This is a genomic window from Comamonas sp. JNW (assembly GCF_003105075.1).
GTDB lineage: Bacteria > Pseudomonadota > Gammaproteobacteria > Burkholderiales > Burkholderiaceae_C > Comamonas > Comamonas squillarum.
The window spans coordinates 31,594-44,069 of the sequence record NZ_QETI01000012.1 but is presented as its reverse complement, the minus strand read 5'-3'; the positions used below and the strand labels follow the sequence as shown (position 1 = coordinate 44,069).

The 12,476-nt window shown below is 63.6% G+C and carries 12 protein-coding genes; 5 read left to right on the top strand and 7 right to left on the bottom strand.

Features of this window, described 5'->3' with window-relative positions; genetic code table 11:
• Nucleotides 1-79 precede the first annotated feature (79 nt).
• The 3 genes from prfB to DCO45_RS16825 all read right to left on the bottom strand — a co-directional run bounded on the left by prfB (nucleotide 80) and on the right by DCO45_RS16825 (nucleotide 2,406).
• Nucleotides 80-1,184 (bottom strand): peptide chain release factor 2 gene (prfB, locus tag DCO45_RS16835; protein ID WP_116926898.1). Its coding sequence is split into 2 segments (ribosomal slippage): nucleotides 80-1,102 and nucleotides 1,104-1,184, totalling 1,104 coding nucleotides; the frame shifts between segments, so codons are not numbered across the junction.
• Between the two features lie 148 nt (nucleotides 1,185-1,332).
• Complete coding sequence (locus DCO45_RS16830; protein WP_116926897.1) at nucleotides 1,333-2,004, bottom strand: CoA pyrophosphatase; 672 nt, start codon at nucleotides 2,002-2,004, stop codon at nucleotides 1,333-1,335.
• Nucleotides 2,005-2,085: 81 nt separating this feature from the next.
• Nucleotides 2,086-2,406, bottom strand: a complete 321-nt coding sequence (locus DCO45_RS16825; protein ID WP_116926896.1) for a hypothetical protein — start codon at nucleotides 2,404-2,406, stop codon at nucleotides 2,086-2,088.
• A gap of 507 nt (nucleotides 2,407-2,913) precedes the next feature.
• Between DCO45_RS16825 and DCO45_RS16820 the strand changes: the two genes are divergently transcribed.
• The 3 genes from DCO45_RS16820 (at nucleotide 2,914) to plsY (ending at nucleotide 5,345) form a co-directional block, all read left to right on the top strand.
• Nucleotides 2,914-3,975, top strand: coding sequence for an aldo/keto reductase (locus DCO45_RS16820; RefSeq protein ID WP_116926895.1), 1,062 nt, complete (start codon nucleotides 2,914-2,916; stop codon nucleotides 3,973-3,975).
• A 178-nt stretch (nucleotides 3,976-4,153) separates the two neighbouring features.
• On the top strand, nucleotides 4,154-4,645 hold the full coding sequence (locus DCO45_RS16815) for an aminoacyl-tRNA deacylase (protein WP_116926894.1): 492 nt from the start codon (nucleotides 4,154-4,156) through the stop codon (nucleotides 4,643-4,645).
• Nucleotides 4,646-4,712: 67 nt separating this feature from the next.
• Nucleotides 4,713-5,345, top strand: a complete 633-nt coding sequence (gene plsY / locus DCO45_RS16810; RefSeq protein WP_116926893.1) for a glycerol-3-phosphate 1-O-acyltransferase PlsY — start codon at nucleotides 4,713-4,715, stop codon at nucleotides 5,343-5,345.
• Between the two features lie 97 nt (nucleotides 5,346-5,442).
• Here the strand turns inward: plsY and DCO45_RS16805 are convergent, their stop codons facing one another.
• Complete coding sequence (locus DCO45_RS16805) at nucleotides 5,443-6,153, bottom strand: TIGR02281 family clan AA aspartic protease (RefSeq protein ID WP_116926892.1); 711 nt, start codon at nucleotides 6,151-6,153, stop codon at nucleotides 5,443-5,445.
• Between the two features lie 274 nt (nucleotides 6,154-6,427).
• On the opposite strand from DCO45_RS16805, the gene DCO45_RS16800 reads away from it, so the two are divergent.
• On the top strand, nucleotides 6,428-8,569 hold the full coding sequence (locus DCO45_RS16800; protein WP_116926891.1) for a TonB-dependent siderophore receptor: 2,142 nt from the start codon (nucleotides 6,428-6,430) through the stop codon (nucleotides 8,567-8,569).
• Between the two features lie 75 nt (nucleotides 8,570-8,644).
• On the opposite strand, the gene DCO45_RS16795 is transcribed toward DCO45_RS16800, so the two are convergent.
• On the bottom strand, nucleotides 8,645-9,130 hold the full coding sequence (locus DCO45_RS16795; protein ID WP_021026760.1) for a YajQ family cyclic di-GMP-binding protein: 486 nt from the start codon (nucleotides 9,128-9,130) through the stop codon (nucleotides 8,645-8,647).
• Nucleotides 9,131-9,195: 65 nt separating this feature from the next.
• On the opposite strand from DCO45_RS16795, the gene murB reads away from it, so the two are divergent.
• Entirely contained in the window at nucleotides 9,196-10,296 is a 1,101-nt protein-coding gene (gene murB, locus DCO45_RS16790) for a UDP-N-acetylmuramate dehydrogenase (RefSeq protein ID WP_116926890.1), read from the top strand.
• Nucleotides 10,297-10,320: 24 nt separating this feature from the next.
• On the opposite strand, the gene DCO45_RS16785 is transcribed toward murB, so the two are convergent.
• A complete protein-coding gene (locus DCO45_RS16785) occupies nucleotides 10,321-11,550 on the bottom strand; it encodes an MFS transporter (protein ID WP_116926889.1) in 1,230 nt (409 codons plus the stop codon).
• Between the two features lie 138 nt (nucleotides 11,551-11,688).
• On the bottom strand, nucleotides 11,689-12,465 hold the full coding sequence (locus DCO45_RS16780; RefSeq protein WP_116926888.1) for an ATP-binding cassette domain-containing protein: 777 nt from the start codon (nucleotides 12,463-12,465) through the stop codon (nucleotides 11,689-11,691).
• Between the last annotated feature and the right edge of the window lie 11 nt (nucleotides 12,466-12,476).

Genomic DNA, 12,476 nt, shown 5'->3' with positions numbered 1-12,476 from the left:
TCGGCTGGGAGGCCCAGCCAATCGATAGAGGGGCTGAGGCACGCCGCATGCACCGCTGCATGGGGAGTGCCACAGGTTTTTAAACGCCTTGCTTGAGCGAGGCTTCGATGAACACGTCCAGGTCGCCGTCCAGCACCTTTTGGGTGGCTGAGACTTCGACGTTGGTACGCAGGTCCTTGATACGGCTGTTGTCCAGCACGTAGCTGCGGATCTGGTGGCCCCAGCCCACATCGGTCTTGGTGTCTTCGAGCTTTTGCTGCTCTTCCATGCGCTTGCGCATTTCAAAGTCATAGAGCTTGGAGCGCAGGCGCTGCCAGGCTACATCGCGGTTGCTGTGCTGGCTGCGGCCATCCTGGCACTGCACGACGATGCCGGTCGGGATGTGGGTCAGGCGCACGGCCGAGTCGGTCTTGTTGATGTGCTGACCACCCGCGCCCGAGGCACGGTAGGTGTCGGTACGCACATCCGAGGGGTTGATGTTGATCTCGATGGAGTCATCAATCTCGGGGTAGACGAACAGCGACGAGAAGCTGGTGTGGCGGCCGCCCGAGGAGTCGAACGGGCTCTTGCGAACAAGGCGGTGCACACCGGTTTCGGTGCGCAGCAGGCCAAAGGCGTACTCGCCCTCGATCTTGATCGTGGCGCTCTTGATGCCGGCGACGTCGCCCGGGGTTTCTTCTTCAACAGTGGCCTTGAAGCCCTTGCGCTCGGCATACTTGAGGTACTGGCGCAGCAGCATGCTGGCCCAGTCGCAGGCTTCGGTGCCACCGGCGCCAGCCTGGATGTCGACAAAGCAGTTGAGCGGGTCGGCCTCGTTGCGGAACATGCGGCGGAACTCGAGCTCCTCGATCAGCGGGCGCAGCTTGGCTGCCTCGGCCTCGATGGTCTCCAGCCCGGCGTCATCGCCTTCTTCCTTGCTCATCTCGAAGAGCTCGGTATTGTCGGCCAGCTCGCTCGTGAGCTTTTGCAAGGTCAGCACGACGGAGTCGAGGGCCTTCTTTTCCTTGCCCAGCTCCTGGGCCTTCTTGGGATCGTTCCAGACGCTGGGGTCTTCCAGCGAGGCGTTTACCGTGCGCAGTCGTTCGTACTTTGCATCGTAGTCAAAGATACCTCCGAAGCTCTTCTGTCCGGCTGGACAGGTCTTCGAGGGTGTTGCCGATTTGGTTGATGCGTTCTGCTTCCATGTCACTGTGTCCTATTATTGCGGTCTAGCCCGTTATTGTCGCATGCTGGCAGCGCTTGGCCGGCCAGTGGTGCTTTAGGGCATATGCTTGATTTAATAATGTTTTTGCTCCCGCTGCGCCGCGTTTGCGGCGCTGGGCGAGGCGAGGCTCACTTCCAGGCAAACCGTGGCTGGTCAAAATGCGCGACGCGGGTGGGGTGCCCCAGCAGGCAAACCTCACGAAACTGGTACAAAAATGCGGCTGTAGGTGCGGCCACCCAGCTCTTGCCCATGGGCATGCGCAGCACCGGGTGGGGCGAGGCATCGGTGTTTTCCAGCATCGGCGTATCGCTGCGCAGCAGCTCGGCCAGTGGGATGCGGTGCACGCTGGCCACTTCATCGGGGTTGGGTTGCAGCTGGGCGGTGGCACCGGCCCAGACCACCACCGGGGTGATGACAAAGCCAGAACGCGTGGCGTAGTCATCGAGGCAACCGAGCACTTGGCTGGGCGCCAGCAACAGGCCCGCCTCTTCATGCAGTTCGCGCAACGCCGCCTGCTCGGCGGTCTCGCCCGCCTCGATGCGGCCGCCGGGCAGGGCCCATTGGCCCGGGTGGTTGCGCAAGTGCAGGGCGCGGCGCGTCAGCAGCAAAGCGGCCTCGTTGCTCCACTGGACGGGTGGGGGCATGCCTTCGAGCCCGGCGCCGGGGCCTTCGTCCAGCAGCACCAGCGCGACGGCGGCCTGGGACTGGCCGGCGACGCCCATGCGCTGCACATCAAAATGCTGCAGGCTGTGGTGGATGCGCGTTCGCAGGGCGTCGCTCAGGGGCATGGCATGGGTCATAGGGCTGCTGCATTGTAGAAGCGGCCCGGCCGGCTACGGCGCGCCAGAGAGACAGGGGGCGGTGTTCGGGACTTTAAGGGTTCAGCTGGAGCGGCTCCTGTGGCGCAGGCAGACCTGGAACATCAATCCAAAGCCCGCATCGGGCCCAAACTGGGCAGGCCAAGGCTCGCCCGGGGTCAGCAGCAGGCGGCCATGCATCACGCCGGCATCGCCTGGCTGGGAGGTAATGAGTATCTCAGGGCCGCATCCACCGGGCAGCAGTACCCGCAGGGTCTGGCCCTGGTGGTAGTGCAGGGGGGCTTGCGGTTCAAAGATCAGCCGGACCGTGCCGTGTGCATGGCCGCTGGCGTCGCACAGCATGCAATGCACGATGCCTGGGGCGCTGCCCTTGGGCCAGGACATTGCCTGCCCCGCAACTGGACCTTTGTGGTGCTGTGCGTATTGCGCCGTGCTGCTGCAGGCCCACGCCTGCCTGCCATGGGGCGCGCACTGAGGGCAATGGGCTTGGGTGCAAGGCGTGGGTATGCTTTTGCCGTCCTCGGGCTTGGGGTCGCGCGGCTTGTCTGGCCGGGGTGCGGGGGGAGGGTGGCTGTGGGGGTTGGGCGGCTGGAACATCGGGGGCTGTCGCTATAACTGTATTGAACGGATTAATGATCTCGATAGTTTTTTATAAATAATAAAAGATGAAGCTTCAGCAGAACTTACGGGTTATTGGCGGCTGATGCGGATCAAAAGAGCGATGAATAACGCTTGACAGCGCCTCAATCTGCTGCGCGGTGCTAGCTGAGCGGCGGTGATGCCCGTGTCGATGGGCGTCTCTGCCTGGCGCGCATGGCGGCCATGGCCAGCGAGGTGTCAAAAAATGCTTTTACACTTGGTTTTTTTGACCGACACCGCTGAATTTTTCTTATGCAAGACATCCAACTTGGCCGCAGTGATTTGAAGGTTTCGCCCATTTGCCTGGGCACGATGACGTTTGGCGAGCAAGTGAGCGAGGCGGATGCGCATGCGATGCTCAGCCATTCGCTGGCGCGCGGCGTGTACTTCTGGGACACGGCGGAGATGTACTCGGTGCCCGCCCGCGCCGAAACCTATGGTGCGACGGAGACCATCATCGGCAACTGGTTCAAGGCCAACCCGGGCCAGCGCGACAAGGTGGTGCTGGCCAGCAAGGTGGCGGGCCCGTCGCGCGGCATGCCCTGGGTGCGCGAAGGCAAGGGCATGACGGCGGCCGACATCGTGGCATCGTGCGAGGCGAGCCTGCGCCGCCTGCAGACCGATGTGATCGACCTCTACCAGATCCATTGGCCCGAGCGCCATGTGCCCGCCTTTGGCAATCTGTACTACGACCCGAAAAAGGAAACCAGCGAGACAACGATTGGCGAGCAGCTGCAGGCGCTGGCTGGCCTGGTCAAGGCCGGCAAGATCCGCCACATTGGCCTGTCCAACGAGACGCCGTATGGCGTGCATGAGTTTGTGCGCCTGGCCGAGCAGCATGGCCTGCCGCGCGTGGCCAGCGTGCAAAACCCGTACTGCCTCATCAACCGCAGCTGGGAAAACGGCCTGGATGAAACCTGCGACCGCCTGGGTGTGTCGCTGCTGGCGTACTCGCCCCTCGCCTTTGGCCTGCTGACGGGCAAGTACGACGACAGCGGCATTACCGGCCCCCAGGCACCGCAGGGCGCGCGCATTGCCAGCTATGAATCGGTGCGCAAGCAGCGCTGGGGCCGCCCCGAGGCGCTGGATGCCGCCAAGCGCTACAACCAGCTGGCGCGCGACCATGGCCTGACCCCGGCTGCATTGGCACTGGCCTTTTGCTACAACAAATGGCAGGTGGGCAGCACCATCATCGGTGTGCGCACGATGGAGCAGCTGGACGAAGACCTCAATGTCTGGGGCACGCAGCTGTCCGAGGCCTTGCTGCAGGAGATTGACGCACTGCGCTGGGCGCTGGGCGATCCGGCGCAATAAGTCTCCAACAGGTTCTGAGGCCCCTGACGGGGCTGATGAAAGGCGCTGACCTGCAGGCCCTGGTGCAAACCAGGGCCTTTGGCGTTGCCAAGGCCACTATGCTTGGCGGCGCCCCACACTTATTTTTCGGGACAATAGGGGCAGATTTTGTGTGGCACTTGTGGCCACCTCTTTACCGATGAGCAAAAAAAACCATATCAGCGAAACGCCTGCCACCCAGTTTCTGAAGGCGCACAAGGTGGCGTTTACCGAGCATCCCTACGACTATGTGGAGCATGGCGGCACGTCCGAGTCGGCCCGCCAGCTGGGGCTCGATGAGCATGTCGTCGTCAAGACCCTGGTGATGCAGAACCAGGATGCCAAGCCGCTGATCGTGCTGATGCATGGCGACTGCAAGGTGTCGACCAAGAGCCTGGCGCGCCAGATTGGCGCCAAGAGCGTGGAGCCCTGCACGCCCGAAGTGGCCAGCCGCCACAGCGGCTACCTGGTGGGGGGGACCTCACCGTTTGGCCTGCGCAAGGCCATGCCGGTCTATATCCAGGAGACGATTCTGGCGCTGCCGCGTATCGCCATCAACGGCGGGCGGCGTGGTTTTTTGGTGCAGATCGACCCCAAAGCATGCGTAGAGGTGCTCGGTGCCCAGCCGGTGCAATGCGCGCTGGCAGAATGATGCCTGTTTTTGACCTAGATATACCAGTGCGCACCGGCCGCCCAGGCGCGCAGACAAGGGGAGCAATTTGAGTACCGTTTATTCCATCCTGGCCACCATCCTGGCCTACCTCATCGGTTCTCTGTCATTTGCGGTGATCGTCAGCCGCACGATGGGCCTGAGTGACCCGCGCACCTATGGCAGCAAAAACCCGGGTGCCACCAATGTGCTGCGCTCGGGCAGCAAGGCTGCGGCCGTGCTGACCTTGCTGCTCGATGCCGCCAAAGGCTGGCTGCCGGTGGCGCTGGTGGCCTGGTTGGGCAAGCCCTATGGCCTCGAAGAGGGCACTGTCGCCCTGGTAGGGATTGCGGCATTTCTGGGCCACCTCTGGCCGGTGTTCTTCAAGTTTGAAGGCGGCAAGGGCGTGGCCACTGCGCTGGGCGTGCTGCTGGGCTTTAGCGGTTGGCTGGGTCTCTTGGTCTTGCTGGCCTGGGTGGCGGTCGCTGCCATCTGGCGCTATTCGTCGCTGTCGTCGCTGGTGGCGGCGGTGCTGGCGCCGGTGTTCTACATCCTCATCGGTGGCGAGCTCTGGGATTTCCATGCCGAGATCTTTGTCGCGATCCTGGTGATGTCGGCCTTGCTGGTTTACCGCCACAAGCTCAACATCCAGCGCCTGGTCGAAGGCAAGGAATCCAAACTGGGTCAAAAGAAAAGCAAGTGATGCGTCGCGCTGCCGACGGGCAGATGGCAAAAGGGCTGAACCCCCATAGCGGGTTCAGCCCTTTTGTTTTGCTGGCTTTCGGCCCAGCCGTTGCACGCTATTTGATCCGGTCCAAGGTCATCTGCGGGCCGGCGCGTTTCATCTCAAAGGCATTGAGAAAGCTGTTGCCCAGCAGAACATAGGGCATGTTGGCCGAGGTGACCACGGCATCGACATTGCGCAGCTCCACATCGGAGATGCGCACGCTGCTCAGCTGGAGGTGCCAGCCGTTGCTGACGCCATTGGCCGTGCCCATGCGCACTGCACGGCCCTGTTTGTAGTCAATGCCCAGCTTGAGCGCCTCGCTCATCCCCAGGCTCACCGTGGTGGCACCGGTATCGACCAGAAAACGCGTGGCCTTGCCGTTGATCATGCCGGCCGTCATGAAGTGCCCGCTGGCATCGGCTGCCAACACAATACGGCCCGTGTTGCTGACGGGCAGCGCCGCATCGGCCACGCTGACCGGCGACTCGCCCATGCGCAGGCTGTGCAGGGCGCCCGCGATGCTGACCTGCGCCTGCCCATCCTTGACGCTGACCACCTGCACCTGCTGGTAGCTGCTGCCCGCTGCCACGGCCTTGGGCGCCCGGCCATCGATGACCAGCAAGGCCTTGTCCCCCAGAATGCCGGCCAGCGCCACCGAGCGGGGGCCTTCGGCGGCATCTTGTGCATGGACGGCCCAACTGGCGCTGCCGCACAGGGCCAGTGCCAACGCCCAGTGGTGCAGGCGGGTTGGGGCGGGGCAGGGCTTGGGGACTGAAAGCTTCATAGGTCGCGGGGCAGCATGGTGGTGCATACAAACAGGGCGGGGCCGAGTCTAGCGCGGGTCACAGGCAGGTCGGCTGCTTTACATCCTAAAGCATGCGCGCGGCACCAAAAGCTGCGATTTATTTTTTTGACCCAAAGTCTAGCCCGTTGTTTTTTTGAAAAGTAAGCAGCCGCTTAAGGTTAATATATTGCTATTGATAATCGTTATCATTAGCATTCCTTACTCAAATTTACAAGCCGTTTACCAAGCGGAATTATTGTTTCAGGAGTTTTCAATGATCCAAGCCCTTCGCAGCGAGACGCTCGCGCGTACAAGAGGCGAGCGCGCCGGCCTGTCGGTCGCCGCGCTGTTGATGATGGCATCCATGCCAGCCATGGCACAAGAGCACACCTTGCCAACGGTGCAGGTGTCTGCCGACCAGTTCGATCCCGATGATGTGCGCCCCGAAGGCGTGACCACGGCGACCAAGACCTATATGGCGCCCAAGGACATTCCGCAGACCATCGACACCTTGGAAGTCAACAAGTTCAAGAGCTATGGCATCAATGACCTGTCGGTCATGCTCGATGGCGTGCCGGGGGTCAACACCAGCTATGACATGCGTGGCGAGGGCGTGATGATCCGCGGCTTCAATGCCGACAGCGGCGATATCTACCGCGATGGCGTGCGTGAATCCGGCCAGGTGCGCCGCAGCACGGCCAACGTCGAGCGCATCGAGATCCTCAAAGGCCCGGCTTCGGTGCTGTATGGCCGTGGCGCGGGTGGCGGTGTGGTCAACATGGTCAGCAAGCAAGCGCGCTTTGATGGCGTCAGCAGCGTGACCTTGCGCGGCGGCTCCTGGGAGAACGTGGGCGGCACCATCGACATCAACCGGGTGATCAGCCCCAATGTGGTCATGCGGCTGACGGCCGACCGCGAGCAGGCGCACAGCTTTCGCAGCGGCATCCGCAACCGCAATGAGATGGTCTCGCCCAGCATCCTGGTGGATACGCGCACGGGCCTGCGCTGGACCGGCCAGTACACCTATGACAATGTCTGGCGCGTGCCGGACCGGGGGCCATCCTACGACCAGATGCCGCCGGGCATGTCGCTGCGCCAGGGCTTTGCCCAGCCGGGCGACTTTGTCGAGGACCGCCTGCGCGTGCTGCGCTCGGACCTGTCGTATGAGTTCAACAAGGCCTGGAGTGTGCGCTGGGTGGCCAGCAAGCGCGAGGCCAGCCAGGACTTTGACCACTACTTTGCCGGTACCTATTGCAACCCCCAGGGCCTGACCCCTGCGGGCGCCAAGTGCGCCAACCCCGGCCTGCTGCGCCAAAGCTATGCCTGGCAGCAAACCGAGAACCGCACCACCACCCACACCGTGGATCTGACCGGCAAGCTGGACCTGGCCGGCATGCGCCATGAGCTGCTGCTGGGCGTGGAGCACAGCGAGGAAGAGCGCGCGCCGCGCCTTTTCAGCACCGCCAACAGCAATGGCTATATCGACCCGAACAACCCGGTGTTCGATGCCGTGCGCCCGCCCCAAGGCGCGCCATCGCAGCACAACCTGCACAAGGGCACGGCCCGCGCGCTGTATGTGCAGGACTTGATCAGCCTGAGCGACCAGTGGAAGCTGCTGCTGGGCGCGCGCTACGACAACTTTGACTTCAACAGCACGAACCAGCTGACCCATGCGAGCCGCAGCACCGACGGCAACTCCGTCAGCCCGCGTGCGGGCCTCGTTTGGCAGCCGGTGCGTGAGCACAGCTTGTACGCGTCCTGGAGCCGCAGCTTCTCGCCCTATGGCGGGCGCGGCATTCTGTCGGTGGATACCGGCGCTGGCGCGGTGCTGGACGACGAGCCCCAGCATTCGCAGCAGTTCGAGATGGGGGTCAAGAGCGATTGGCTGGATGGCGCGCTGTCCACGCAGCTGGCCGTATACCAGCTGGAGCACTACAACATCCGCTACCGCCCCGATCCGGACAACGACCCCTTCACCTGGGCCGTGCGTGGCAAGGAGCGCTCACGCGGCATCGAGTTCAGCGCGTCTGGCCGTGTGGCACCGTTTTGGTATGTGCGCGGCGGCGTCGGCATCATGGCCGCCAAGGTTGCCGAGAACAAGGCCAACCCCGCCCTGGAAGGCAACTACCTGGCCAACACCGCGCGCCGCAATGGCAATGTCTTTCTGCGCTATGCGCCTGCGGGCAACTGGTATGCCGAGCTGGGCGTGACCCACACCAGCGCGCGCTACACCAATGACGCCAACACCAGCCGTGTGCCGGGTTACACCCGCTGGGATGGCCTGGTGGGCTGGCGCGCCGCGCCCTGGACCGTCACCCTGGCAGTGTCCAACCTGACCAACAAGGAATACTGGCGGTCCAGCAGCATGCCCGGCACGCCGCGTGGTGCGCTGCTGAGCGCGAACTACCAGTTCTAAACGCCCAGGCGCCATAAAAACAGGCCGCGCTGCAATCCCTGCAGCGCGGCCTGTTTGTTTTTGATCGAGTGCGGATCAGTCGCGGAAGTTATTGAACGACAGTGGCACGTCGGTCACGTCTTTCTTCAAAAGCGCCATTGCCGCTTGCAGGTCGTCACGCTTGGCGCCGGTGATGCGCACAGCATCGCCCTGGATGGCGGCCTGCACCTTCATCTTGCTGTCCTTGATGAGCTTCTGGATCTTCTTGGCCAGCTCCTGCTCGATGCCATTGCGCACCTTGATCACTTGCTTGACCTTGTCGCCGCCGACCTTTTGCACATCGCCCTTGTCCAGAAAGCGCACATCCACATTGCGCTTGGTCAGTTTGTTGCGCAGGATGTCTTCAACCTGCACCAGCTGGAAGTCGGCATCGCCGTACATGATGATCTCTTTGTCCTTGAGCTCGATCCCGGCCGACGTTCCCTTGAAGTCAAAACGGGTGCCAATTTCCTTGGCGGAATTCTCAACAGCGTTTTTCACCTCGACGAAGTCGGCTTCGCAAACCGTGTCAAACGATGGCATAAATACTCTCCTTGCAGGCCAGGCTGAGCGCCTGAGTGGGTCGCGACAAGTGCGACAATCTAGCGATGTTAGTCGAGAAAAATGCCCCGCTGCAGCAATACAACACCTTTGGCATCATGGCGCGGGCCATGAACCTGGTGCGCGTGCAGGCCCCGCAGGATATCCGTGATTTTTTGGCCCAGCCCCCGTTGGGCGCCAGCCGCCAGGTGGTGGTGCTGGGGGGCGGCAGCAATATCGTCATCACCGGCGATGTCGAGCCCACCGTCTTCAAGATGGAGATCATGGGCAAGCGCCTGGTCGAAGAGACCGACAAGCACTACATCATTGAAGTGGGTGCCGGTGAAGTCTGGCACGAGGTCGTGGCCTGGAGCCTGGCCCAGGGCTACCCCGGGCTGGAGAACCTGGCGCTGATCCCGGGCACCGCAGGTGCCGCGCCGGTGCAGAACATTGGCGCCTATGGCGTGGAGCTGCAAGACCGCTTTGACTCGCTCGATGCGATCGACCTGAGCAATGGCGAGCATTTCAGCCTGCAGGCGGCGCAGTGCGCGTTTGGCTACCGGGATTCGGTGTTCAAGCATGCGCCGGCCGAAACCATGCCGCTGACCATGATTGCCCGCGCCACCGGCGTGGCCGAGCCCCGGGGCATGGGGCTGGCGGGCCGCGCCGTCATCACCCATGTGCGGCTGCGCCTGGCCAAGGATTGGAAGCCCGAGCTGGGCTACCTGGACCTGGCCCGCAAGCAGGCCGAAAAAGGCATTGCGCAGCCCACGGCCCAGGACATCTTTGACTGGGTGGTGGAGATCCGCCGCGCCAAGCTGCCCGATCCAGCGCAGATCGGCAATGCCGGCAGCTTTTTCAAGAACCCGCAGGTCACCGCCGACCAGTGCGAGGACATCATTGCGCGCGAGCCCAAAATTGTGCACTACCCGATGCTGGACGGCAGCATCAAGCTGGCTGCGGGCTGGATGATCGATGCCTGCGGCTGGCGCGGCAAAAGCATTGGCAAGGCCGGTGTCTATGACCGCCAGGCCCTCGTGCTGGTCAACCTGGGCGAGGGCGAAGGCAGCGTGACCGGCGGTGAGGTGGTGACCTTGGCGCGCGCGATCCAGACCAGCGTCTATGAGCGCTTTGGCATCCAGCTGGAGCCCGAACCCGTCGTTTGGTAGCTGCGCCAGCGCGGGCTAAAGGGCTCAGCGCTTGGCTGGCGGTATCCAGCGCGCCAGCGCAGCCGCCGCACCCCAGGCCAGCAAGCCGATGCAGGCGATGCCGCTGGCCAGCGACAGGCTGCCTGCCAGAAACGACAGCAGCGCTGGCCCCAGCGATGAGCCCAGGTCGGCCGCCAGGCGCCATAGCCCCAGAAAATGCGCCCGCGCATGGCGCGGCGCGTGGTCGGCCCCCAAGGTCATGATCAGGCCCGAGCCAATGCCATTGCCAAAGCCCAGCGCCATGGCTGCGAGCAGCAAGGTCGTCACGCTGGCCGTCAGCGGCATCAGCAGCATGGCCGCGCCCATCACCAGCATCGACGGCACGGCCACCCAGCGCCGGCCTTTGAGATCCATGAGCTTGCCCGCAGGGTAGAAGACCAGCATATCGATGGCGCCCGCCAGCCCGTAGACCAGCGAGGCGGCAGCGGGTGCCAGGCCAAGATGGTCGGCCCACAGCGGAATGACCACCTGGCGCGAGGCACGCACGGCGCTGACCAGCAGCACGCCCAGGCCCAGCGTGAGAAATAGCCGGTGGTGATCGCGCAGAATGCGGGCGATGGACGGAGCCTCGGTGGGCACCGGCTGTCCCGGCAGCGCGGCGGGCGCCGCCAGATCGGGCACGCGCAGGCCAATGGCTGCGGCGCAGAGCACGCCCACGATGCCCACCGCGAACGCCGCATGCAGGCCAAAGGCATGCATGGCCCAGGCGCCGATAAAGGGCCCGATGAACATGCCGATGCGCATCACCCCACCCAAGGTGGACAGCGCCCGCGCGCGGTAGGACACCGGCACGGCCTCGGTCAGATAGCTTTGCCGCGCCAGGTTGTAGACCGCCTGCGACATGCCCACCATCAGACAGCCCAGCGCAAACAGCCACAGCTGCTGGGTGGCCAGGCAGAGGGCCATGCCGATGGCGCTCCACAGGCCTGCGGCCACAATGGCCCAGCGCTCGCCCCAGCGGGCTGTTATCAGCGATGCCGGGATATTGCTCAGCAAGGAGCCAATGCTGACCAGCCCCACCACCAGCGCTGCGATGGAGACTGAGGCGCCCAGGTCCCGCGCCATCAGCACGATCACCGGCAGCACCGCACCTTCGCCAATGCCAAACAGCAGCGAGGGGCCAAAGGCCGCCACGGCAATGCGGCGCAGCGAGAATGCTGCGTCGCTGTCTAGGGCCGGTTCGGATGCGGGAGGAGGGGAGTTGGGCGTGCCCATGGTCGCGGTAAGGTGGGTATCAATCTGCGCTGGTTGCCTGGGGCGCTGTGTGGATCAGCACCTCAAGCGCAGATTGTGCGTCTGCCCGGCGCTTGGATAGCAGTGATCCTGTCGCGGGCAGAACTTGGCCTGCGCGGCTTACTTCAAGCTGCCCGAGAGGAAGCGTGCCAGGCGTTCACTCTTGGGGTTGGCCAGCACCTCGCGCGGCGGGCCTTGCTCTTCGATCAGGCCCTGGTGCAGGAAGATCACATGGTTGGAGACCTCGCGGGCAAAGCCCATCTCATGTGTCACGACCAGCATGGTGCGGCCTTCCTGGGCGAGCACCTGCATCACACGCAGCACCTCACCGACCAGCTCGGGGTCGAGGGCAGAGGTAGGCTCGTCAAACAGCATCACCTCGGGCTCGACCGCCAGCGCGCGCGCAATGGCCACGCGCTGCTGCTGGCCGCCACTCATGTGGTTGGGGTAGCTGTCTTCCTTGTTCTCCAGGCCCACCAGCTTGAGGTACTTGCGGGCGCGGGCGACGGCCTCGTCCTTGCTGATGCCCAGCACATGCACCGGCACTTCGATGATGTTCTGCATCACCGTCATGTGCGCCCAGAGGTTGAAGTGCTGGAACACCATCGCCAGCTTGCTGCGCAGGCGCTGGAGCTGCTTGGGGTCCACCGCGTCCAGCGCGCCATTGCGGCCGGTGCGCAGCTGCAGGCTTTCGCCAGCCACGATGATTTGCCCTTGCTGGGGCTGCTCCAGCAGGTTGATGCAGCGCAAAAAGGTGCTCTTGCCCGAGCCGGAGCTGCCGATGATGCTGATCACGTCGCCAGCGCAGGCGTTGAGCGAGACGCCCTTGAGCACCTGGTTGCTGCCATAGCTCTTGTGGATGTCCTGCGCCTGCAGTTTGTAGTTGGATGCGTTCATATCTCGATGCT